Raw genomic sequence first — 22,558 nt, forward strand, 5'->3', positions numbered from 1 at the left:
TGAACCGGCGGCGCCCGCCGGGCCTCTTAATGCACGTACGTGGTCATACGGGACCCCTCGTCCCCCATCACACGTAAGTACGGGTTCTCCACGATGCCGGGCGGACGGCCGCGTTTGGCAAGGTTGGGGCGTCAGGAAGCCGGAGGGAAATGCCATGGACCAGCGGATCGCGCGCTTCACGCTCGCGGGCGTCGCCGACGCCGAGGTCTCCGTGCACCCCTTCGCGACCGAGGACGGGCTGGGCCTGAACCTCACCCGGTTCCGCCGCGCCGACAGCGACGACGTCGTGCTGCTGGTGCACGGGCTCACGACCTCCAGCGACATGTACATCATGCCGGAGCACGAGAACCTGGTGAACTTCCTGCACGACTCCGGCTTCGGGGACGTGTGGGCGCTCGACTTCCGGATGAGCGGCCGGTTCCCCTACGACGCCGAGACGCACCGCTACACCCTCGACGACGTCGCCCAGTACGACCATCCGGCGGCGATCGCCGAGCTGCGCCGGCACATCGGGGACGGCCGCCGCGTGCACGTGATCTCGCACTGCCTCGGGTCGGTGTCGTTCGCGATGGCGGTGTTCGCCGGCACCGTCACCGGCATCGCCAGCCTGACCTGCAACAGCGTCGCGCTGACGCCGCGGACGTCGCGCTGGTCGAAGATCAAGCTCGGGTACGGGCCGGCGGTGCTGGAGTACGTGCTCGGCCCGTCGCACCTCGACCCGCGGTTCGGCGCCGCGCCGGTGCTGACCCGCGGCTGGATGATCGCCAAGGCGGTCGGGCCGTTCCACCCGGCCTGCGACGAGCCCGCCTGCCACATGCTCAGCTTCATGTGGGGCGGCGGCAAGCCGATCTTCACGCACGCGAAGATGTCCCCGGTCACGCACGGCCGGCTGCCGGACCTGTTCGGCGCCGTCGGCGTCCACTACTACCGGCACGTCCACAAGATGGTGAAGGCCGGCCGCGCGGTGAAGTACGACCCGCGCGACCCCCGCCACGCCGGACTGCCCGCCGACTACCTGTCGGGCGCCGCGGACGTCACGACCCCGATCCTGTTCCTCACCGGAGACCGCAACCACGTGTTCACCGACTCCAACATCGTCTGCCACCGCACGCTCGAACGGGTCGCGCCGGGCCTGCACGAGCTGGAGATCCTCCCCGGATACGGCCACCAGGACCCGTTCATGGGCGCCGAGTCCGCCGCCGAGGTGTTCCCGCGGGTGCTGGACTTCCTGAAGCGGAAGGCGGGCTGACATGGGCGCCCCCCGCGAGAGCGTCGAGCACGCCGACACCGTCGTCGTCGGCTCCGGGTTCGGCGGCTCGGTGACCGCGTACCGGCTGGCGGAGGCCGGGCGGCAGGTGGTGCTGCTGGAGCGCGGGCAGCCGTACCCGCCGGGCAGCTTCCCCCGCTCCCCCGCGCAGATGGGCCGCGCGTTCTGGGACCCGGCCGCCGGGCTGTACGGGATGTTCGACGTGTGGAGCTTCGAGGGCTGCGACTCGGTCGTTTCCTCCGGCCTCGGCGGCGGGTCGCTGATCTACGCGAACGTGCTGCTGCGCAAGGACGAGCACTGGTTCGTGCACGACCAGCCGATGCGCGGCGGCGGGTACGAGTCGTGGCCGATCTCCCGCGCCGACCTGGACCCGCACTACGACGCGGTCGAGCGGATGCTGGGCGCGACGCCGTACCCGCTGGACCGGGCGCCGTTCGACGACACCCCGAAGACGCACGCGATGCAGGACGCGGCGGCCGAGCTGGGCCTGGACATCACGCTGCCGCCGCTGGCGGTGAGCTTCGCCGACCGCCCGGGCGGCACGCCCGGGATCAGCCTGCCGATCGCCGACCCCGCTTACGGCAACCTCCACGGAATCGGGCGGCGGACGTGCCGGCTGTGCGGCGAGTGCGACATCGGCTGCAACGAGGGCGCCAAGAACAGCCTCGACCACACCTACCTGTCGGCGGCGGCGCACCACGGCGCCGACATCCGCACCTCCCACGAGGTGAAGGCGATCCGGCCGCGGCCGGGCGGCGGGTACGAGGTCGACTACGTCCACCACGCCGACCTCACCGCCGAAGCGCGGCGGCCGCGGGTCATGACGATCTCCTGCGACCGGCTGATCCTCGGCGCCGGCACCTACGGGACGACGTTCCTGCTGCTGAGGTCGCGGGAGGCCTTCCCGGGGCTGAGCGAGGCGCTCGGCAGCCGGTTCAGCGGCAACGGCGACCTGCTGACGTTCCTGCTGAACGCCAAGGACCGCAACCGGGTCCGGCCGCTGGACGCCGCGCGCGGCCCGGTGATCACCACCGCGATCCGGCTGCCGGACGAGGTGGACGGGGTGCCCGGCGCGGGCCGCGGCGCCTACATCGAGGACGGCGGCTACCCGGCGTTCGCCGACTGGATCGTGCAGGGCTTCGACACCGGCCACGAGATCGAGCGCGCGGTGAAGTTCCTGTGGGGCCGGTTCACCGAGTTCTTCAAGGACGCGCCGGACACCAACCTGTCCAAGGAGATCTCCGAGCTGATCGGGGACGGGGCGCTGACGGTGAGCTCGCTGCCGCTGCTCGGCATGGGCCGCGACACCGCGGACGGGCGGCTGCGCCTCAAGGGCGGCCGGCTCGCCGCGGACTGGACGACCGAGACCAGCGAGGCGCTGTTCACCCGCGTCCGCAAGACCATGCAGGGCATCGCGGACGTGCTCGGCGCGCACTACGCCGACAACCCGATGTGGTTCCGCAAGCGGATCGTCACGGTGCATCCGCTGGGCGGCGCCCCGATGGGGGCGCACCCGGGCGAGGGCGTCTGCGACGCCTTCGGCGAGGTGTTCGGGTTCCCGGGCCTGTACATCGCCGACGGGGCGGCGATGCCGGGTCCGGTGGGCCCGAACCCCTCGCTGACGATCGCCGCGCAGGCCGACCGGCTGGCGACGCGGCTGCTGGAGGACCTGCCCGGCCGCGGGGGCGCGGGCGGGCCGGAGGGTGCGGGGACCGTCCCGTCCGACACGGGGGCCGAGCCGGCCGGGGGTGCCGGCTCGCCGGACGGGGCGGGGCGCGACTCGGCGTACGGCCAGGGCTCGGGGAGCCGCGGGGGTCCGGGGGGACCGTCCACCGCGGCGCCCGGCCGTACGTCGCTGTCGTTCACCGAGGAGATGAAGGGGTTCATCACCTACGGGGAGCGCGACGCGCGGATCGGGGAGCTGGCCGACGGGCGGATCCCGCTGGCGTTCCGGCTGACGATCATCGCGCACGACGTGGACCGGTTCCTGGACGAGCCGGGCCACACCGCGACGGCCGAGGGGTGGGTCGACGCGGCGGGGCACGGGGGGCGCCGCGAGGTGGAGCGGGGGTGGTTCAACCTGTTCGTCCCCGACGGCGGGGAGGACCGCCGGCTGATGAAGTACCGGCTGTACTTCACCGACGGGGCGGGGCGCCCGCTGACCCTCGCGGGGCACAAGAACGTCCTGCACGGTCCGCCGACGCGGATCTGGCCGGACACCTCCACGCTGTACGTGCGGCTGCTGGAGGGGCACGTCCCGGAGGAGGCGGAGGACGGGGCGCCGGTCGCGGGGGCGGGCGTCCTGCACATCCAGCTGTCGGACTTCGCGCGGCAGCTGACGACCTTCCGCACGTCCGGCCCGGACGGCCTGGAGACGCTGCTGCGCTTCGGCCGGTTCTTCGCCGGGGAGCTGTGGGAGGTGTACGGCCCGGATCATCCGGGCTGATCTCCCGAGGGGGGCTCGAACGTGCAGGCCGAGGGAACTGCGGGGTGCTCTCGGCCTGCACCTTTTTCTCCGCGGCCCGTCCGCCGGGGGGAGGCGTCAGAGGTCGCCGGCGCGGCGGGCGGGGCAGTCGGGCGGGCAGTGCTCGGCGTGCGCGGGCAGCCAGCGGGCGAAGGCGTCGATCATGGCCTTCAGGCCGAGGCGCAGCGCCGCGCCGGTGCCCGGGACCAGCGGCTCGAAGCGGGAGTGCCAGCGGATGAACGTGCCGGTGCCGCGCTGGTCGAGGTACACGTCGCAGCGGTAGTGGCGGACGGGCAGGCCCTTGAGCGCGATGTAGGCGAAGTGGGCGTGGGGCTCGTAGGCGACGGTCTGCTCGGCGGCGGGCCAGATCGACTTGACCGCGCCGACGCCGTAGGTGGTGGTGTCGCCCTTGCGGGTCTGCTTGGCGGCGGTCGGGAACCTGCCCCAGGCGCCCCATGCCTCGGGCACGGCGAGGTGCCGGAAGATCTCGTCGGGCGCGGCGGTGGTGGCGGCGGTCGCCTCGATCTCGTAGGGCATGGTGGGCCTTTCCCCGTCGTGACTACCGCACGGTAGCCAGCCGGGTACCGGCGCACAAGCCCTTCCGCGCCCGGCGAGCCGGGCTCACGTTCCGGCGAGCCGGGTCCGGTAGACGGCGCGGGCGCGGTCGAGGAGGTCGAGGTGGCCGGCGAGCTGCCCGGGGCCGTCGAGGCGGGCGGCGCGGCGGATCATGTCCTCCAGGCCGTCGAGGTAGTCCAGGCACCAGCGCAGGTCGTCCTCGCGGGCCGCGGGCCTGCCGTCCACGTGCAGGTGGACGGGGCTGGTGTGGGCGTACGCGCCGCCGCGGCTCATCGACCGCGGGTGCGGCGGCCCCGTCGCGACGGCGACGAGGTAGGTGGGGCGGCCGACGGTGAGCTCGGCGGTGACCTCGCCGGGCGGGCCTTCGGCGAGGACGCCGTCGGCGGTCCGCAGCTGGACGCTCGCGACCTCGGGTCCGACGGTCCGGGCCGTCGCGGTGACGCGGTCACCGGGCGCGAGGTCGAGGACGTCGCCGGGGCCGTGCCCGTCCACCTCCAGCTCCAGCCAGGGGCCGGTGGTGGCGAAGGTGCGGCCGCGCCGGACGGCCACCGCGAACGACGCGGCGGTGAGGGGGCCGTCGACGCGGGCGTACACGCGTCCCCAGCCGGGCGGGCTGGACTGGTTGCCGCGCCGCTGGAACGACAGCATCGCGTCCGTCCCGGCGGTGGCGGCCAGCCGGTTGCCGGCGCCGAGGAGCCGCCGGTACATGACGGCGGTGGCCTGGATCGAGGAGTGGTTGACGACGTCGAGGGTGTCGACGAGGCCGAGCGCGGCGTCGGCGACGATCTCGCGGGCCGAGCAGTTGCGGCCGGCGGTCAGCAGCGCGGCGGGCGGGTCGCCGTCGTCCGCCGGGAGGTGGAACGGGTGGCTGTACCCCATGAGCGCGCCGCGTTCGCGCAGCTCGCGGTAGCCCTCGCCGTTCGGCGGCCAGTCGGGGTCGCCGGCGAACCCGGTGTGGTAGCGGCCGGGTGGCGCGTCCACGCCGAACGCGTACAGGTGGCCGAGCAGGTCGTTGCGGTACTCGACGCCGAGCCGGGCGAGGTGGGTCGCGTCGGACCAGGGCAGGTCGTCGCCGGCCCAGTGCTCCAGGGCCTCGCGGTCGTAGACGCGCTCGCCCGCCACGTTCCCGGCGACGAGGTTGAGGACGTGCAGGTCCTCGCCCCGCTGGACGGCGGCGGCCTGCGCGGGCGTCCCGACGGTGTCGCCCGTCCAGTTCATGTGGACGTGCATGTCGCCGCCGTACCAGCCCTTGGCGGCCGCGTCGTAGAGCCGCTCCGGGGCGATCTCGACGAGGGTCTCCGCGCCCGCCTCCGGGGTGACGTCCTTCTCCGCCGTGCCGTGCTCCATGCCGCGGGTGACGCGGACGGTCAGCGGCTCGGCGGGGACGTCGAGGACGAGGTCGTCGCCGTGGAAGTAGGGGGCGCGGTGCGCGTCGATCCGCTCGGGGGCGCCGGCGGGGTACCAGCCCTGGCCGTCGGCGCCGATCACCGTCCAGCGGCACGGGGTCCCGGCGCGCAGCCGCAGCCGTCCGGTGGGGACGCGCCTGACCAGCCCGTCGAGCGCGATCGGCGTGCCGTCGGCGGTGACGCTGCTTTCCGAGGTGATGGGGACGAGCCGGACGCCGCCGGGCGGGATGTCGTGGTCGGCGCCGTCCACGCGGACGGTGGCGGGCGCGGTGCGCGAGGAGTCGATGAGCAGCGTGGTGCGCAGGTCCCGCCCGTCGGGCAGGGTCCGGGGGACGCTCTCGAGCGACGCGCCGTCCGGGGTGAGGCGCAGCGCGGCGAGGTTGTCCAGGACCCGGCCGGCGAGGGCGTCGCGGACGACCTCGGCGGCGACGAGTTCGGGCACGCGCGCGTCGATCTCCTCCGCCGTGGCGTCCGGGTACCGCGCCAGGAGCCGCTGGAGGCCGGCCATCCAGAAGTCGGCCTCGTCCAGCAGGAAGGCGCTCGTCTCGATCTGCCGGACGAAGCCGTTGGCGGGCTCTCCCCAGGTCGGGCCGTGCTCGCGCAGAAGCTCGCGGTACTCCTCCAGCGCCCGCGCCACCGCGGGCGGTACCGGCGGGTCGGCGTCGCACATCGTCGTCTCCCGGTGGTGGGGGACCGCCAGCGTTACACGGAACCGGTGCGCCGCCTAGGGTCCGCATCCGGCCCCGGTGCGGCGGCCGCAACCGCGAGCGAGGGAATGCACCACCGGGTATATGGATCATGCTCCACGGCGGTCACGTCGTGTGCGCGCGCGCACGGAACGCGGCCGTCTTGACGCGGTTCTGGCAGGCGGTCGAGCAGAACCGGCGCTTGCCGTTGCGCGAGGTGTCGACGTACACGCGGTCGCAGTGCGGCGCGGTGCACACGCCGAGCCGGTCGTACAGCTCCCCGCCGAGGACGACGGCGAGGCCGGTGGCGCACGACGCGCCCCAGTCGGCGGTGATGGTGTCGCCGACGCCGTGGAAGTGCACGTGCCAGGGCTCCCCGTCGTGGCGCTCCAGGCGGGGCCTGGCCTGCGTCTCCTCCAGCAGGCGGTTGACCCGCTCGGCGGCGTCGTCGAGGTCGCCGGCGGTGACGGCCTCGAAGACGGCGCGCAGCTCGCGGGCGACGGCGGCCAGCTCCGCGGCCTGCTCGGGGGTGAGCCTGCGCGGCCAGCCGGCCCGCTCCAGGAACGCCTCGCCCGCGGCGACGGGGTCGGGCACCGGGTGCGGGCGCCCGCGGCTCTCCCCCTCGGTCAGCTCGTTGACCAGCGCGACGGTGTCCGCCACCACGCCATCGGTGTGACTGTTGAAGTTCACTTGACCAGTTACGCCTTCCCGGTTTAGCGTGTAACTGTCCAAAGGCTACATGACAGTCACAGGAGGGGTCATGACGCTGCTCGACCAGGAGACCGCCGGCACCTGGATCGCGCGCTGGGACGCCCAGCAGGAGGGCTACGTGCCCGACCGCGAGGAGCGCTTCACCGCGATGATCGACGCCGTCGAGGCCGCCGCCGGCCGGCCCGACCCGCTCGTGCTGGACCTCGGCTGCGGCCCCGGCTCCCTCGCCGGCCGGATCCTGGACCGGATCCCCGGCGCCACCGTCGTCGCCATCGACACCGACCCGCTCCTGCTGTCGCTCGGCCGCGCCGTGCACGCCGGCCGCGACGGCATCGCGTTCACCGCGCTCGACCTGCGCGAGCCCGGCTGGGCGGCCCGGCTGCGGCTGCCCCGGCAGGCCGACGCCGCCGTCTCCACCACCGCGCTGCACTGGATCTCCCCCGCCGAGCTGCGCGTCGTCTACTCGGAGCTGGCCACCCTGCTGCGGCCCGGCGGGCTGTTCCTCAACGGCGACGAGCTGCAGGTCGACGACGTCACGCCCGGCCTCGCCGGGCTGGACACCGCGCTGCGCGAGCGCGAGCGGACCCGCCGCGCCGCCGGCGCCCGCCCCGAGAACTGGGCCGAGTGGTGGGAGGCGATCGGCGCCGACCCCGCCTTCGCCGAGCTGCGCGGCGCGAGCGGCGAGGAGGTGACCGGCCACCACGGCTCGCCGTCGCGGCTGCTGTCCGCGCACGCCGACGCGCTGCGCGCGGCCGGGTTCGCCGAGGTCGGCACCCTCTGGCAGCACGGCGACAACCGCGTGCTCGCCGCCCTCCTCGCCGGCTGAGCGGCGGGCTGCGGGGGCGCGCCCGCTGGTCCGGACGCGGCGGCGGGCCGTACGCTCATGATCGTCCGCGTCCGCCGCACCGGCGGCGGCACCACGATGAGGATGAGGACCCACGATGAGCACATCGGCGGACGGCGCCCCGGTCACCCTGGTCACCGGCGGCGGCAGCGGGATCGGCGCGGCCACCACCCGGATCCTGCTCGGCCGCGGCCACCGCGTCGCGATCACCGGGCGCGGCGAGGACCGGCTGAAGGCGTTCGCCGCCGACGCCGGCGGCGGGGACGCCCTGCTGACCTTCCCCGGCGACGCGTCCGACCCCGAGGCGGTCGGCGCGGCGGTGGACGGGACGGTCGCCGCGTTCGGGCGGCTGGACCACGTGGTCGCCAACGCGGGGTTCTCCACCCACGACGACCTGGCGAACGGCGACCCCGAGCAGTGGCGGGAGATGCTGCTGACCAACGTGCTCGGCCCGGCGCTGCTGGTCAGGGCGGCGCTGCCCGCGCTGCGCATGGCCGGCGGCCGGATCGTGCTGGTCGGCAGCACCGCGGGCGTGAAGAACACGCCCGGCAACTTCTACTCGGTGACCAAGTTCGCGGTGACGGCGCTGGCGGAGAACCTCCGGGTGCTCGTCACCGGCTCGGGCGTCGGCGTGACGCTGGTCTCGCCGGGACGGGTCGAGTCGCCGTTCTGGGACTCCCGGCAGGACGGCGTGCCCGACGGGCCCGTCATGACGGCGGACAACGTCGCGGAGTCCATCGTGTGGGCGCTGGCGCAGCCGGCGGGCGTCGAGGTCAACTCCGTCGTGCTGCGGCCGTCCGGCCAGGTGCACTGACGGGCGCCCCGGACGCCTCGGACGCCGGGGGCCGGGGGCGCGGCGCGCGCCCCCGGCCCCGCGGCGTCAGGAGCGGGCCATCCCGTACAGGTGCTCGACGTGCAGCTTGAGGACCAGCCGCCCGTCCTGCACCATCACCCGCCGGTACTCGTCCCAGTCGGGGTGCTCGCCGCGGATGGCGCGGTACACGTCGACGAGCTCCTCCACCGCCGCGTCGTGCGGGTCGGCGGCCACCGCGGTCAGCTCCGCGGTGCCCTCGGCGACCGCGTACGACCAGCCGTCCGGCGCGCTGACGTGCAGGCTCGCCCGCGGGTCGCGGCGCAGGTTGCGGGCCTTGGCCCGGTCGGCGGTGATCGAGACGCGGATCAGCCGGGACCCCGCGTCGAAGTGGTAGTTGACGTTGGACAGCTGGGGCCGCCCGTCCCGCTTGAGCGTGGCCAGCACGCCGAGGTCCCGCTCTTCCAGCAGCTTCACCAGTGCCGCGTCGTCCGCCATCGTCCGCCTCCCGGGTCGTGATCGTCTCCAGGGCACAACCGCGCCCGGTTCCGATCACTTCCCGGAGGACGGTCCCGGACACGTCAGCGCGCCGCCAGCGCCGGGAAGTCGAACACGCGGGCGTCGTCGGCCGGCCCCTCGCCGCCCGGCCCGCCGCTCCCGCCGCTCTCGTCGCCGGTGCCGCCGGCGGGGGCGAGCGCGGTCCGGTCGGTGAGGATGTGGCCGCGGAACACCGCGCCCTTGGCGGTGACCTTGACCGCCTGGAACGCGTCCGGGCGCAGCGCGCAGAACCCCGTCCGCACGACGTCGTCGAAGAGCGAGTCCGAGACCACGTAGGCCAGGTCGCGCTCGGGGTCGGCGGACAGCAGGCGGCGCAGCGGCCCCGCGTCCAGCAGCCGCTGGACGACGATGGGCGCGTCGCCGGCGGGCCCGAACGGCCCGGCGGTCAGCGTGCCGTGGTGCAGCGAGAGCCGCACCCGCAGCCGGAACCGGGCGCCCGCCTCGGCCGCCGCGCGGTTGATGTCGCGCAGCGCGCCCGCGAGCCCGATGGGGAAGTCGCCCGCCACCGGCGCGGGGTCGATCCCGTCCGGGAGCGTGGCCAGCTCGCCGTCGCCGCCGACCTGCTTGTCCCAGCGGGACCGGTCGAGCCCGACGCCGCGCGCGGCGCGGTCGAGCGCCTCCGACAGCTGGCGCTGGGCGAGCAGCTGCTCGCTGGTGTCCCGCTTGCTGTACCCCTGGATGTCCACCGCCATGAGCAGGCGGTAGTGCAGCGCGTGTCGCTCGTTCCCTTCCACTCCGAATCCGCCCCTCGTCCTCCGAGCAAATAGAGGGCCGGTTGCCCCGCATTCGCTCCACTGTGGAGTGAGTGTTGCCTGATGGAGGATCGCCGCGGTCGTCCGAATGGCAAAGGTGGGTCGTGCGTCGCCTCCTCCGCTCTCGTGTGACGTCGTTTCCGGTCACTTGGACGGGACGGCGGCGCCGTCGGCGCCCTCAAGTAAGTAATACCTAGCGAACAAGCAAGGGCGCTACCGGAATATTCACCGCAAAACGGCCAGCGCGGCCGGCGGTCCGATGCCGTTTCCGGCACCTCTTGAACCGGCCGTCGCCCCCGTCGCGTACTGCCTCCCGACGCGACACCCGGCGCACCGCGCACCGTCCCCCGCGCCGCGTCCCCGCCCCCGCACCCGCCGGAGAGCACGATGGCCAACAGATCGTCCACCGCGGCGCCGTCCCGCGCCCGCCCTCCCGCCGCGTCCGGTCCCTGGAGCTGGTTCCGCGGCCCGCGGCCCGCCGGCGCGGTCGACGACCAGGTGATCGTGACCGAGCTGTACCGGGTGTACGGCCGGCCGCTGCTGTCGTTCGTGCTGCGGCTCACCGGCGGCGACCGGCACTGGGCCGAGGACGTGGTGCAGGAGACCATGATCCGCGCCTGGCGCAGCGCGCACCAGCTCGACGAGAACGCGGCGTCGCTGCTGCCGTGGCTCGCGACCGTCGCGCGCCGGATCGTCATCGACGACCAGCGCCGCAAGAACGCCCGCCCGCAGGAGGCGGGCGAGGGACCGCTGGAGAACATGCGCGTCCCCGACGGGCTGGAGGACCTGCTGCGCTCCGTCGTCGTCTCCGAGGCCCTGCTCGCGCTGTCGCCCGCGCACCGCGAGGTGCTCAACGAGACGTTCTTCCGGGACCGGTCGGTGAACGAGGCCGCCCGGCACCTCGGCATCCCGGTCGGGACCGTGAAGTCGCGGGTCTACTACGCGCTCCGGGCGCTGCGGGTCGCCCTGGAGGAGAGGGGCGTGACGCCATGACCGCGCCCGCCGCGCACGTCGACGTCGGCGCCTACGCCCTCGGCCTGCTGGAGGAGCCGGACCGGCGCGCGTTCGAGGCGCACCTGTCGTCCTGCCTGCCGTGCCACGAGGAGCTGGCCGCGCTCAGCGGCGTCGCCGCGACCCTGGACGGCATCGGCCCGATCGCCGAGGCGCCGGGCGGCCTGCCCGAGCCGGCGCCGGTGCCGGAGCTGCTGCACCGCCGCATCCGCCGCGAGCGCCGCGGCCGCACGGCGCGGACGCTGGTGGGCGCCGCCGCCGGGCTCGTCCTGCTGGCCGGCGCGCTCGGCGCCGGGTACACCGTCGGCGCGGACCGGTCCCCCGCTCCCGCGCGCGCGTCGGGGGCGGCCGACGGCGCCGCCGCGCTGCTGCGCGACGGGCACCGCACGGCCGCCTCCGACGCGGGGACGGGGGCGTCCGGGACCGTCGCGACGCAGGGGACCCCGTGGGGCAGCCGGGTCGCGCTGCAGCTCAGCAAGGTCCGCGGGCCTCTGGAGTGCGAGCTCGTCGCGGTGGACGGCGCGGGCCGCGCCCACACCGTCGCCGGCTGGTCCGTCCCCGCCAAGGGGTACGGCCTGCCCGGCTCGCCGCAGCCGCGGCTGACCGTGCAGGGCGGCGCCGCGGTCAAGCCCGCCGACATCAGGCGCTTCGAGGTCCGCACGCTCGGCCCCGGCGGGCGGACGCTGCTCACCGTCCCCGCCTGACCCCGGCCCGCCCGGCCTGGGGCGGCGTGACGGGGACCACGGAGGCGCGTCCCCTAGGCTGGTCGGATGAGCAGGACCCGACCGTCCCCCGGCCCGCGGCTGATGCTTCCCGGCCTCCGCGAGGTCTACGCGGCGTTCGTCCGGGAGGCGGACGCGCTGCCCGCGCTGCCCGGCGCGCTGCAGGCCGAGGTGTGGACGTCCGCGCAGCTCGGGACGTTGGAGGCCGCCGCCCCGCACGAGGCGGGCCGGCGCGCCGCGCTCGGCGACCTGATCATGTCGCTGCGGGCCGCGGCGACGCCCGGCGCCCGGACGTTCCTGCGCGCGCTCGCCGCGATCGGCCCGTCCGTCGGGCGCACCGCCGCGGGCAAGGCGGCGGACGCGCTGCGCGATCTCCCGGCGGCGCCGTGGGAGGGCTCGCTCGGCCGCGTCGTCCCCGGGCAGGCGTGGCTGATCCAGGAGGGCCCGCTGGACGGCGACCGGCTGGTGTGCGAGTTCCGCTACGAGGACGCGGGCACGGCGGGCATGCACGCGCTGGCGGTCCGGCTGTCCTACGGCGACTCCCCCACCGAGGTCGTGATCGTCGGTGACGTCCCGGCGCTGATGACGGCGGCGCGGCAGGCGATGCAGGCCGAGCTGTGCGTCGTCCAGCCCTACGACGCGGCGGCCGTGGGCGAGCGGCTCCGCACCGCGCTGAACGGCGCGGAACCGCTGCCCGAGGCGTGCTACCCGGCCCTGGCCCTGGCCCGGCACCGCGCCGAGCTGCTCGGCCGCGCCCGCTAAAGCGCGCTGGAGGCAGCGCGCTGGAGGCAGCGTGCCCAAGGCAGGGAGCCGAGGGCGCTAGCGGCCGAGCGCGCGGTGGCGGCGGACGGCCAGCGGGAAGAACACCGCCGTGATCGCCAGCGGCCACGCGACCGCGAGTAGCGCGCTGTGCCCGGCCGCCCACGAGCCGCTCGCCAGCGCGTCCCGCGACGGGTCGCCGAACAGGTCGCGGCACGCGGTGACGGTCGCCGACATCGGGTTCCACTCGGCGACCGCGCCGAGCCAGGCCGGCATGGTGCTCGGCGCGACGAGCGCGCTGGACAGGAACCCGACCGGCCACACCAGGATCTGGATCATCATGACCGACTCGGGGCCCTTGGCGACCAGGCCGAGGTAGATCCCGACCCAGACCAGCGCGAACCGCAGGAGCAGCAGCAGGCCGAGGCCCGCGAGCGCCGCGCCGGCCCCGCCGTGCACGCGCCAGCCGATCAGCACGCCGCACACCGCCATGACCGCGAGCACGAGGAGCGCGTCGACCAGGTCCGCGGCGCCGCGCCCGACGACGACGGCCGACGGCGCCATCGGCATGGCCCGGAACCGGTCGGAGACGCCCCGGGCGGCGTCGACGGCGATCGCGGTGAAGGTGCTCTCGACGCCGAACACCATCGTCATGGCGAACATGCCGGGGACGATGAACGCCCGGTAGTCCCCGCCGGGGACGTCCATCTGGCCGCCGAACAGGTAGCCCATCATCAGCACGACCATCACCGGGAACAGCAGGCTCATCGCGAGCTGCTCGGGGCGCTTCGCCCAGTGCGCGAGGGCGCGCAGGGTGAGCGTCCAGCCGTCGGCGGCCGCCCAGCGCAGCCGCCCGAGCGGGGTGCGCGGGACCTGCGGGACGTACGTGGGCGCGGTCACGCGGAGACCTCCTCGTCGTCGTGCGCCGGCTCGTCGCGGGCCGGCCCTTCGGATCCTGCGGCGGGGCCGCCGGTGAGGTGCAGGAACACCTCGTCCAGGGTGGGGCGGCGCACGCCGATGTCGGCGACCCGCACGCCCGCCTCGTCCAGCGCGCGGACGGCACCGGTGAGCGCGGCGACCGGGTCGGTGACGGGCGCGCCGACCGCCAGGGCGCCGGCGTCCACCTCCGGTTCGGCGCCGGACACCCGGCCGGCGATCGCGGCGGCGGCGCCGAGCGCGCCGGGGTCCTCGACGACGATCCGCAGCCGGTCGCCGCCGAGCCGGGACTTCAGCCGGTCCGGCGCGCCCTCGGCGATCACCCGGCCGCGGTCGATCACCGACACGGCGTCGGCGAGCCGGTCGGCTTCCTCCAGGTACTGCGTGGTGAGGACGACGGTGGTGCCGCCGCCCGCGAGCGCGCGGACCGCGTCCCACACCTCGATGCGGCTGCGCGGGTCGAGGCCGGTGGTGGGCTCGTCGAGGAACAGCACGGCGGGCGCGAGGATCATCCCGGCGGCGAGGTCGAGGCGCCGCCGCATGCCGCCGGAGTACGTCCCGGCGGGGCGGTCGGCGGCGTCGGCGAGCCGGAACCGCTCCAGCAGCTCGTCCGCCCGCCGCCGCGCCCCGCGGACGCCGAGGTGGTGGAGGCGGCCGAACATGACGAGGTTCTGCCGGCCGGTGAGCACCTCGTCGACGGCGGCGTGCTGCCCCACGAGACCGATCCGGGTCCGGACCAGCTCGGGGGCCCGGACGACGTCGTGCCCGGCGACGGCGGCGCGGCCCCCGTCCAGGCGGGCGAGCGTGGTGAGGACGCGCACGCAGGTGGTCTTGCCCGCGCCGTTGGGGCCGAGCAGGCCGTGCACGGTGCCGGCGGGCACCCGCAGGTCCAGCCCGTCCAGGGCGGCGGTCCCGCCGTAGGTCTTGCGCAGTCCGGCCGCGTCGACCGCGGCCCGTGGCTCTGTCATGGGTCTCCCGAAACTCCGTACGCAATACGGATTAACCATCGCGGAGACTATAACGTACGTCGTACAGAGTTTCATCCCTGGGAGGATGCGGGCGTGACGACCGAGTACAGCGGGGGCGGTGACCCGCGGCGCAGCCTGGAGCTCCTGTGGGGCGTGCCCGACCGGCCCAAGCGCGGCCCCAAGCCCAAGCTCAGCGCCGAGCGCATCGTCCGCACCGCGATCGCCCTGGCCGACGCCGAGGGGCTGGACGCGCTGTCCATGCGCCGCATCGCCGACGAGCTCGGCGTCGCGCCGATGTCGATCTACACCTACGTCCCCGGGAAGGCCGAGCTGATCGACGTCATGCTCGACCGCGCCATGGCCGAGCTCACCCCCGCCGACGGCGTGCCGGGCGGCTGGCGGGCCAGGCTCGAGCACATCGCCCGCGACAACTGGGACCTCTACCACCGCCACCCCTGGCTGCTGCACGTCGCCGCCGTCCGCCCGCCCATGGGCCCCGCCGTGTTCGCCAAGTACGAGGCCGAGCTGCGCGCCGTCGACGGCATCGGCCTCACCGACCTGGAGATGGACTCCGTCGTCGCGCTCGTCACCGGCTTCGCCGAGAGCTCAGCGCGCGTCTCGGTCAACGCCGCCGAGGCCGAGCGGCGCAGCGGCATGACCGACGCCCAGTGGTGGGAGGCCCTCGCGCCGCTGCTGGAGGAGATCGACACCGGCGGCCAGGACTATCCGCTCAGCTCCCGCGTCGGCACCGCCGCCGGTATGGAGCACAACGCCGCCGTCGCCCCCGCGCACGCCTTCGAGTTCGGCCTCGCGCGCATCCTCGACGGCATCGAGGTCCTGGTCGCCTCCCGCGCCTGACACCGGCGGCGCAGCCGGGGTCCCCGGCGGCGGGCGCGGGGGTCAGCGGCGGGGGTTGGTGCGGCGGGTCGGCGCCGCCGTGGTGGGGTCCTCGGGCCAGGGGTGCTTGGGGTAGCGGCCGCGCAGCTCCGCCCGGACGGCCTTGTAACCCTCGCGCCAGAACGTCGCGAGGTCCGCGGTGACGGCCGCCGGCCGGCCCGCCGGCGACAGCAGGTGCACCACCAGCGGCACCCGCCCGCCCGCGAGCCGGGGGGCCGCGTCCCAGCCGAACAGCTCCTGCAGCTTGACCGCCAGCACCGGCCGCTCGCCGCCGTAGTCCACCCGGATCCGCGACCCCGACGGCACCTCGATCCGCTCCGGCGCGTACTCGTCCAGCCGCGACGCCGCCTCCCACGGCAGCAGCCCCCGCAGCATCGCCGCCACGTCGACCCGCCGCAGGTCCGACCGCCGCCGCGCGCCCGCCAGCCACTCGGGCGCGCGGTCCAGCAGCGCCGCGTCGCCGACCGCCGGCCACGGGTCGCCGAGCGCGCCGTGCAGGAACGCCAGCCGCTCCCGCAGCGCGACGGCCGCCGGCGTCCAGTCCAGCAGCCCGAGGCCCTCGGCCCGCACGCCGTCCAGCAGCGCCGCCCGCACCAGCTCGGGGTCGGGGTCGCGCAGCGGCCGCGCGTCCAGCTCGATCGCGCCGAGCCGCTCGACCCGCCGCGCCACCACGTCCCCGTCCCGCCAGGCCACCTCGTCCGCCGTCTCCAGCAGGGGCGCGGCCGCGGCCCGGGCCACGTCCTCGTCGATCACGACGGCCTGCCGCACCCGCGCCGACGCCGACCCGGCCGGGCGGTCGGCCGCCGCCACCGCCAGCCACCGCGCCCGCGCGCCGGCCAGCGCCGACCCGTCCGCGAGCACCGCCCCCGTCCCGGACGCCATCAGGTACCCGCCGCCGCCCGGCCGCGCCCGCGCCACCCGCTCCGGGAACGCCAGCGCCACCACGCTCCCCGCCACCAGGTCGTCGCCGCCGCGCGCGGGCTCGCCGGGCCGGTCCGCCGCCGCGGGCAGGGACCTGGCGAGGCGGCGGGTCTCGTCGCGCCAGCGGGCCGCGTGGCCGCCGGCGGGACGGGACTGGCGGCGCAGCGCGCGCCAGGCCGCGGTGAGGTCGTCGCCGGCCGCGCGGGGCGGCGGCTCGGACAGCAGCGCGACGATCTGGGCCGCGTCGCGCGCGCCGACCTCGCGGGCGCCGTCGAGCAGGGCGCGGGCCAGCCGGGGGTGCAGGCCGACGCTCGCCAGCAGCCGCCCGCGCGGGGTGACCCGCCCGTCGCGGACGGCGCCGAGGGCGTGCAGGACGTCGCGGGCGGCGTCCATCGCGGCGGCGGGCGGCGGATCGGGCAGGGCGAGGCCGCTCGCGTCCGGGTCGCCCCAGCACGCGGCCTGGAGCGCGAAGCCGGCGAGGTCGGCCAGCTCGATCTCCGGGCGGGGGCGGGCGGGCAGCCGGTCGTGCTCGGCTCGCGTCCAGCACCGGTAGACGGTGCCGGGCGCCTCGCGCCCGGCGCGGCCCGCGCGCTGCTCGGCGGTGGCGCGGGACGCGCGGACGGTGGTGAGCGCGCCGAGCCCGCGGGCGTGGTCGGTGCGCGGCTCGCGGGCCAGGCCCGCGTCCACGACGATCCGCACCCCGGGGACGGTGAGGCTGGACTCGGCGACGGACGTGGCGAGGACGACGCGGCGCCCCGTGCCGGGCGCGAGGACGGCGTCCTGCACCGCCTGCGGCGCCTGCCCGTGCACCTGCAGCACCTCGGCGGGGACGCCGGCGAGCTGCCCGGCGACGCGGCCGATCTCCCCCACGCCGGGCAGGAAGCACAGCAGGTCGCCGTCGTGTTCGGCGAGCGCGCGCCGGACGGTCGCGGCGACGTGCGCGAGGAGCGCGGGGTCGACGCGCATGCCGTGCGGCGGCGGGACGGGGCGCGGCGGCGGCGCCCACACGACGTCGACGGGGTGCAGCGCGGCCTCGGTCTCCACCACCGGCACGGGGCCGTCGCCGCCGCCGAGGAGCCGGGCCCACGGCCCGGTGTCGGCGGTCGCGGACGCGGCGACCAGGCGCAGGTCGGGGCGGAGGGCCGCGCGGACGTCCAGCAGGAACGCCAGCGCGGTGTCGGCGTCGAGGTGCCGCTCGTGGCACTCGTCGAGGATCACCGTGCCGACGCCGTCGAGGTCGGGATCGTCCTGCAGGCGCTGGAGCAGCACGCCCGTGGTGACGACGTCGACGCGGGAGCCGGGCCTGGACTCTCCCCGGACGATCACGCCGACGCTGCCGCCGACGCGCTCGCCGAGCAGCCAGGCCATGCGGCGGGCCGCGGCGCGGGCGGCGAGCCGGCGCGGTTCCAGCACGAGGACCTTGCCCGCCGGCCCCGGGGCCGCCTCGTGGCCGGCGGCGAGGGCGAGGCCGGCCAGCGCGAGCGGGACGAGGGTGGTCTTGCCGGTGCCGGGCGGCGCGGCGAGGACGGCGGCGCCGCGGGCGGCGAGCGCGGCGCGCAGCCCGGGGACGGCATGGCGGACCGGCAGGGCCTCGGCGGCGCTGATGTGCATCCGTCCAGTGTGGCGGCAGACGACCGTACCGGTGGCCGCGGGTGATCGTCCATGTGAGAAATGCCACCGCCCCGAAAGGCCCTCTGCGGGTTACGGTGATAGTTGCATCGCGCATTTCATAAACCACGCAGAACGCTCTAAAGTTCTGCCCGGGAATCGCCCCGGCAACCTCCGCAAACTACCAGGTAAGCAATGCTCCGGACCCGGAAGTTGCTTTACCGTTTGGTTTCCCTCACCTCGCCACGTGTGGCGGCAATCGGCCGCCTTTCGCCATAATGAGGCCGTCGTCGCTGGTGCTGGAGGTTCGGTGATGCTCGGCGAGTCCATCTATATCCGCGGCCGTGAGGCGTTCACCGGCGGATCGCCCCAGGCGGTTTACGAGGAGCTCTGGCAGCGCGGCCGAAAAGGCCGGTTGCGGACCCGCGCAATTCTGGCGCTCGCGGCGCTGCTGTTGTGCGGGCTGCTGGTGAACGCTGTTTTCGGAGTCGTTGCGGCCGTCCTGCTTGCGTCCGCCGACGCGCTGGTGCACTGGCGGCTGTACAACGCCTCCCGGGTGTGGCGGCGCGGGCGGCGCGGCGTCGAGCGGATGGACCGGACGCTGCGCCTCACGCTGGAGCGGCGCGGCCACCGGGTGCTGCACGGCCGGGTCGTGCCCGGGCACGAGACCGCGGACGAGCTGGTCGTCGGGCCGGGCGGGGTGTGGCTGGTGCACAACGAGGCGTGGGCGCCGGACGCGGAGATCTCCCATCACGGCGGCCGCCTGTTCATCGACGGCCGCACCCAGTCCAAGCTGGTGGGCGGGCTGACCGCGCGGGCCGCGGAGGCGGGGCGGCTGATCTCCGGCAGGTACGGCGCCCCGGTGACGGTGACGCCCGTCCTGGCCGTCCACGGCGGCAAGCTGGTCCGGTCGCCGTTCACCGCCGACGGGATCGTGTTCGCGCCGCCGCTGCGGCTGGTGCGCTGGATGCGCCGCAACCCGGTCGCCGAGCACTCCGCGGAGGAGGTCGAGGCGATCGCGCGGGCCGCGGTCCACAGCCTGCCGATCGGCGGCCGCATCATGACCGACGCTCCCCCGCCGCCGTCGCGGGTCGCCGCGAAACCGGCGGCCGACACCCCCGTGACCGCCGAGCCCGCGAAGGCGGGCCCGGTGACGGCCGAGCCCGCCGGCCCGTCCCCGGCGGACGCCGCGCCCGCGGAGGTCGCCGCAGGTGACGCCGGTGGCGGCGACGCGGTCACCACGGCGGCCTGACCCGCCCCGCCGACGACGGGACGAGGACCGATGATCGTGTTGGAGACGAACGAGCTCCGCGCGCCCCCCGGGACCGGCGCGGGACCGGCGGGCGCGCGGTTCCAGGCCGTCCGGCCGGGGCGGCCCGGGGGATCAGCCGCCGGCGCGGGCGCGGCGGGCGGTGCGGCGCAGCCACAGCAGCCCCACCACCGGCAGGACCAGCGGGACGAACCCGTACCCTTCGCCGTACCCGGACCAGACCGTGGCGTCCGGGAACGCCGCGCGGTCGACGAGGCTGAGGGTGCCGATCGCCAGGACGCCGGCCAGTTCCACCGAGCAGGCCGTGACGGCGACCCGGAACGACGTCCGGCCGCCGCGGGCCAGCGCGACCGTCGCCAGAACGTAGACGGCCGCGGCGAACGCCGACAGGGAGTAGGCCAGCGGCGCGTCGGAGAACTTGGTGCCGATCTGCACGCCCGCGCGCGCGCCGGCCGCGAGCGCGAAGATCGCGTAGACGGCGACGAGCAGCCGGCCGGGGCCGCTGCCGGTACCGGTGCGGACCCGCTCGCCGTCGGGACGGGCGGCGGCCGGTTCGCCGGTGACGCCGGTGTCGGGCTCAGGCACTGCCGCTCCACAGCTGGTTCATTCGGACGATCATGACGGCGACGGCGACGCCCGCGACCACCAGCACCGCGGAGCCCCACCGGGTCCGCTCCAGCAGCCCCCACACGGCGCCCGCGACCGGGATCACCAGGACGGCCAGCAGGTAGCCGATGAACGTGGCGGGGTGCTTCGGCCCCTCGTCCCCCGACAGCTTGACGAACCCGACGGCGGCCTGCGCGATCAGCAGCACCTCCAGCGCCCCGAGCCCGATCAGGTCGGGAAGCCCCATCGCCCGCCCGCGCAGCGCCGTCACCAGCGCGTACACGGCGATGAGGAGCGCCACCACGATGATCGCGGCGGCCAGGGCGGTCGTCACGCCCTAGAGAGTACTACCGGCTGTAGAGCACGCGGTCCGCGCATGGCTCCGGCCATGGCAGCATGGCGTCCGTGAATTCGCTGCAGTGGCTCAACCTGACCCGGCACGGTGAGAGCACCGGCAACCTCGCCTACCAGGCGGTGGAGGGCACGGACGCGGAGGAGACGGGGATCCCCGAGCGCGACGCGGACGTCCCGCTGTCGGAGCGGGGCCGGGCGCAGGCGGCGGCGCTGGGCCGCTGGCTCGCCGCGCTCCCCGAGGACGAGCGGCCGACGCTCGTCGCGGTGTCCCCGTACCTGCGGACCCTGGACACCGCGCGCCTCGCGCTCGCCGAGACGTCCTACGCCCGCCCGCAGGACCCGGGCGGCCTGCGGATGACGGTGGACGAGCGGATCCGCGACCGCGAGCAGGGCATCCTGCAGGGCCTCACCTGGATCGGGGTGCAGCGCCGGTACCCGGACGAGGCCGACCGGCTGAAGCGGCTCGGCAAGTTCTACTACCGGCCGCCCGGCGGCGAGTCCTGGGCGGACCTGGCGCTGCGGCTGCGCAGCTTCTACCGCGACCTGGAGGCCGAGGCCCCCGGCGGCCGGGCGCTGGTGGTGACCCATGACGCGATCGTGGTGATGACCCGCTACCTGGTCGAGGACCTCACCGAGCGGCAGGTGCTCGAAGTGGAGAAGGAGCCGGTCGCGAACGCGTCGGTGACGCGGTGGCGGCACGACGACGGCGGCGGGCTGCGCGCCGTCTGCTACAACGAGTGCGGGCACCTGGTCAACGCGGGCGTCGGCTCCTAGTCGTCGAGCAGGCGGGCGCGGCGGGTGGCGACGGCCGCCAGCCGCGGGTCGTCCTGCGGCAGGACCTCTCTGAGCCGCTCCAGCGCCTCCAGGTCCCCGCGGCCCTGCTCTGTCTGGGCGTAGGTCCACAGCGCGTCGGCGCTCCCCCGGTCCAGCGCGGACCGGCGGATCCGCACCGCCAGCTCGTCGCGCTCGGCGCGCACGGCGGGCGCGTCCGAGCGGGGCAGCAGCTCGCCGTCGTAGAGCCGGACGGCCGCGGCGACGTCGCCCTCGTCCAGCAGCCGCCGGACGGTGAGGAAGTCGGCGTCGATCGCGCAGTCCAGCCGGTACGGCTTGGCGCGGACGATACCGCCGAGCTGCGCCCGCAGCCGGTGGATCTCGGCGCGGACCGTCACCGGGCTGCCGTCGTCGCCGTACAGGTGCCAGGACAGCCGGTCGCCGCTGAGGCCCTCGGGGTGCAGCGCGAGCAGCGCGAGGATCTCGGCGTGCCGCAGCGTCAGCGGCAGGTGGACGCCGTCGAGCCGCGCGGACGGCTGGTCGGTGCCGAGCAGCGCGAGGGTGAGCAGCGGCCGCCGGTCCGGGACGGGCCGGTCCGCGGCGGGGCCGGGCGCGCCGCCTGCCCCGGCACCGGTCGCCGGCCGCAGCAGGTACACCTCGCCGAGCGGCTCGGCGAGCGCGACGCGGCCGTCGGGCAGGGTCACGGCGCCGCCCTCGGACGGCACGGCCAGGCGCAGGCCCCGCCAGTCCTCGCGGCGGGCGGCGAGGATCCGCCCGGACGCGGTGACCAGCACCCCGGCGCCGCGCAGCTGACCGAGGAACCGCTCGCGCAGCCGCTCGTCGCGCCGCCGCATGTCGACCTCCAGCCGCGCCTCGGCGAGCCGCGCGGCGGCGGCGACCAGCGCGACCGTCGCCGGGTGCAGCGCCTCGACGGTGGCGCTGACGTCGATGCAGCCGATGATCCGGCCGGTGTCGGGGTCGGTGATCGGGGCGCCGGCGCAGGACCAGCGGTGCAGGACCTGCGCGACGTGCTCGGTGGCGTAGACGTACTCGGCGCGGCCGGTGGCGAGGGCGGTGCCGATGCCGTTGGTGCCGACGGCCGCCTCCGACCAGCAGAACCCCTCCATCAGCCCGATCCGCTCGGCCTCCCGGCGGACGGCGGGCGGACCCTGCGTCCACAGCGCGCGCCCCGCCTCGTCGGTGATCACCATCAGGTGCTCGGTCTCGTCGGCGACGTTGCGCAGCAGGTCGCGCAGCAGCGGCAGGTGCGGGTCGAGCGGGTGGACGCCGCGGGCGTCGGCGACGGTGTCGCGGTCGAACACCAGCGGCGCCGCCGCGATCTCGGCGGCCACCCCGGCGGCGCGCGAGCGCCGCCACGACTCGGCGATCGGCGGGCGCGCGGCGACCACCTGGTTCTGCACCACCATCAGCGCCTTTCCCCTGCGGAGACAACGTCGACGGGTTTGAGGATCGGCCCATCGGGCGGGCCGTGCAACCGGTTCGACGGAACCCGAACGGGCCGGTTACGGCACCGTGTGTGATCGGTCGGTCGCAACGTGCATGCAACGTGGGGGCGCCTAACGTTCCGTCCGCTGGGAGCCGAGGGCCATCCTGTGGGCCCCGCCGCCCCGAGCGCGTCCGGGGGGAATGCGCACGGGGC

21 protein-coding genes are annotated in these 22,558 nt (G+C 75.9%); 10 read left to right on the forward strand and 11 right to left on the reverse strand.

Annotated elements, in window-relative coordinates; translation table 11 throughout:
* Positions 1-154 precede the first annotated feature (154 nt).
* Complete coding sequence (locus ABT299_RS10395) at positions 155-1,249, forward strand: alpha/beta hydrolase (RefSeq protein WP_387023413.1); 1,095 nt, start codon at positions 155-157, stop codon at positions 1,247-1,249.
* A 1-nt stretch (position 1,250) separates the two neighbouring features.
* A complete protein-coding gene (locus ABT299_RS10400; RefSeq protein WP_500250469.1) occupies positions 1,251-3,713 on the forward strand; it encodes a GMC oxidoreductase in 2,463 nt (820 codons plus the stop codon).
* Positions 3,714-3,809: 96 nt separating this feature from the next.
* On the opposite strand, the gene ABT299_RS10405 is transcribed toward ABT299_RS10400, so the two are convergent.
* From ABT299_RS10405 to ABT299_RS10415, 3 genes are all read right to left on the reverse strand, one after another.
* Positions 3,810-4,268 (reverse strand): SRPBCC family protein, encoded by a 459-nt coding sequence (locus ABT299_RS10405; RefSeq protein WP_500198477.1) that lies wholly within the window; start codon positions 4,266-4,268, stop codon positions 3,810-3,812.
* A gap of 84 nt (positions 4,269-4,352) precedes the next feature.
* The gene (locus ABT299_RS10410) at positions 4,353-6,383 is read right to left on the reverse strand and encodes a CehA/McbA family metallohydrolase (protein WP_500250470.1); all 2,031 of its coding nucleotides are present in this window, start codon (positions 6,381-6,383) and stop codon (positions 4,353-4,355) included.
* Positions 6,384-6,525: 142 nt separating this feature from the next.
* Positions 6,526-7,089 (reverse strand): CGNR zinc finger domain-containing protein, encoded by a 564-nt coding sequence (locus tag ABT299_RS10415; protein WP_190859080.1) that lies wholly within the window; start codon positions 7,087-7,089, stop codon positions 6,526-6,528.
* 70 nt (positions 7,090-7,159) lie between these two features.
* Here ABT299_RS10415 and ABT299_RS10420 point away from each other — a divergent pair, with 70 nt between their 5' ends.
* Positions 7,160-7,936: a class I SAM-dependent methyltransferase gene (locus ABT299_RS10420; RefSeq protein ID WP_387023420.1), complete on the forward strand. Its 777-nt coding sequence runs from the start codon at positions 7,160-7,162 to the stop codon at positions 7,934-7,936.
* Between the two features lie 115 nt (positions 7,937-8,051).
* Entirely contained in the window at positions 8,052-8,768 is a 717-nt protein-coding gene (locus ABT299_RS10425; RefSeq protein WP_500250471.1) for an SDR family oxidoreductase, read from the forward strand.
* A 66-nt stretch (positions 8,769-8,834) separates the two neighbouring features.
* On the opposite strand, the gene ABT299_RS10430 is transcribed toward ABT299_RS10425, so the two are convergent.
* Both ABT299_RS10430 and ABT299_RS10435 read right to left on the reverse strand, forming a co-directional pair.
* A complete protein-coding gene (locus tag ABT299_RS10430; protein ID WP_387023424.1) occupies positions 8,835-9,263 on the reverse strand; it encodes a PPOX class F420-dependent oxidoreductase in 429 nt (142 codons plus the stop codon).
* A gap of 83 nt (positions 9,264-9,346) precedes the next feature.
* Positions 9,347-10,057: a hypothetical protein gene (locus ABT299_RS10435; RefSeq protein ID WP_500250472.1), complete on the reverse strand. Its 711-nt coding sequence runs from the start codon at positions 10,055-10,057 to the stop codon at positions 9,347-9,349.
* 405 nt (positions 10,058-10,462) lie between these two features.
* On the opposite strand from ABT299_RS10435, the gene ABT299_RS10440 reads away from it, so the two are divergent.
* The 3 genes from ABT299_RS10440 (at position 10,463) to ABT299_RS10450 (ending at position 12,570) form a co-directional block, all read left to right on the forward strand.
* Positions 10,463-11,068: a sigma-70 family RNA polymerase sigma factor gene (locus ABT299_RS10440; protein ID WP_151545513.1), complete on the forward strand. Its 606-nt coding sequence runs from the start codon at positions 10,463-10,465 to the stop codon at positions 11,066-11,068.
* The gene (locus tag ABT299_RS10445) at positions 11,065-11,790 is read left to right on the forward strand and encodes an anti-sigma factor family protein (RefSeq protein ID WP_500250473.1); all 726 of its coding nucleotides are present in this window, start codon (positions 11,065-11,067) and stop codon (positions 11,788-11,790) included. The genes ABT299_RS10440 and ABT299_RS10445 overlap by 4 nt, the downstream gene beginning before the upstream one ends.
* A 66-nt stretch (positions 11,791-11,856) precedes the next feature.
* The gene (locus tag ABT299_RS10450; protein ID WP_387023428.1) at positions 11,857-12,570 is read left to right on the forward strand and encodes a hypothetical protein; all 714 of its coding nucleotides are present in this window, start codon (positions 11,857-11,859) and stop codon (positions 12,568-12,570) included.
* A gap of 57 nt (positions 12,571-12,627) precedes the next feature.
* Here ABT299_RS10450 and ABT299_RS10455 read toward each other — a convergent pair whose 3' ends face one another.
* Positions 12,628-13,467 (reverse strand): ABC transporter permease, encoded by an 840-nt coding sequence (locus ABT299_RS10455; RefSeq protein WP_190863695.1) that lies wholly within the window; start codon positions 13,465-13,467, stop codon positions 12,628-12,630.
* On the reverse strand, positions 13,464-14,471 hold the full coding sequence (locus ABT299_RS10460; protein WP_500250474.1) for an ATP-binding cassette domain-containing protein: 1,008 nt from the start codon (positions 14,469-14,471) through the stop codon (positions 13,464-13,466). The genes ABT299_RS10455 and ABT299_RS10460 overlap by 4 nt, the downstream gene beginning before the upstream one ends.
* Positions 14,472-14,564: 93 nt before the next feature.
* Here ABT299_RS10460 and ABT299_RS10465 point away from each other — a divergent pair, with 93 nt between their 5' ends.
* Positions 14,565-15,329 (forward strand): TetR/AcrR family transcriptional regulator C-terminal domain-containing protein, encoded by a 765-nt coding sequence (locus tag ABT299_RS10465; RefSeq protein WP_190863699.1) that lies wholly within the window; start codon positions 14,565-14,567, stop codon positions 15,327-15,329.
* Positions 15,330-15,371: 42 nt separating this feature from the next.
* Here the strand turns inward: ABT299_RS10465 and hrpB are convergent, their stop codons facing one another.
* Positions 15,372-17,900, reverse strand: coding sequence for an ATP-dependent helicase HrpB (hrpB, locus tag ABT299_RS10470; RefSeq protein ID WP_500250475.1), 2,529 nt, complete (start codon positions 17,898-17,900; stop codon positions 15,372-15,374).
* 310 nt (positions 17,901-18,210) lie between these two features.
* Between hrpB and ABT299_RS10475 the strand changes: the two genes are divergently transcribed.
* Positions 18,211-19,149 carry an NERD domain-containing protein gene (locus ABT299_RS10475; RefSeq protein ID WP_387023436.1) on the forward strand — a complete coding sequence of 313 codons (939 nt, stop codon included), beginning with the start codon at positions 18,211-18,213 and terminating at the stop codon, positions 19,147-19,149.
* Between the two features lie 132 nt (positions 19,150-19,281).
* Here ABT299_RS10475 and ABT299_RS10480 read toward each other — a convergent pair whose 3' ends face one another.
* Together ABT299_RS10480 and ABT299_RS10485 are read right to left on the reverse strand one after the other, a co-directional pair.
* Complete coding sequence (locus tag ABT299_RS10480; protein ID WP_190863821.1) at positions 19,282-19,656, reverse strand: hypothetical protein; 375 nt, start codon at positions 19,654-19,656, stop codon at positions 19,282-19,284.
* 88 nt (positions 19,657-19,744) lie between these two features.
* Complete coding sequence (locus ABT299_RS10485; protein WP_500250476.1) at positions 19,745-20,107, reverse strand: hypothetical protein; 363 nt, start codon at positions 20,105-20,107, stop codon at positions 19,745-19,747.
* A 62-nt stretch (positions 20,108-20,169) separates the two neighbouring features.
* Here ABT299_RS10485 and ABT299_RS10490 point away from each other — a divergent pair, with 62 nt between their 5' ends.
* Entirely contained in the window at positions 20,170-20,901 is a 732-nt protein-coding gene (locus ABT299_RS10490; RefSeq protein ID WP_387023438.1) for a histidine phosphatase family protein, read from the forward strand.
* On the opposite strand, the gene ABT299_RS10495 is transcribed toward ABT299_RS10490, so the two are convergent.
* Entirely contained in the window at positions 20,898-22,325 is a 1,428-nt protein-coding gene (locus tag ABT299_RS10495; RefSeq protein WP_387023440.1) for a GAF domain-containing protein, read from the reverse strand. The genes ABT299_RS10490 and ABT299_RS10495 overlap by 4 nt on opposite strands.
* Positions 22,326-22,558: the final 233 nt, after the last annotated feature.

It is taken from the genome of Spirillospora sp. NPDC000708 (genome assembly GCF_040299565.1).
Taxonomy (GTDB): domain Bacteria; phylum Actinomycetota; class Actinomycetes; order Streptosporangiales; family Streptosporangiaceae; genus Spirillospora.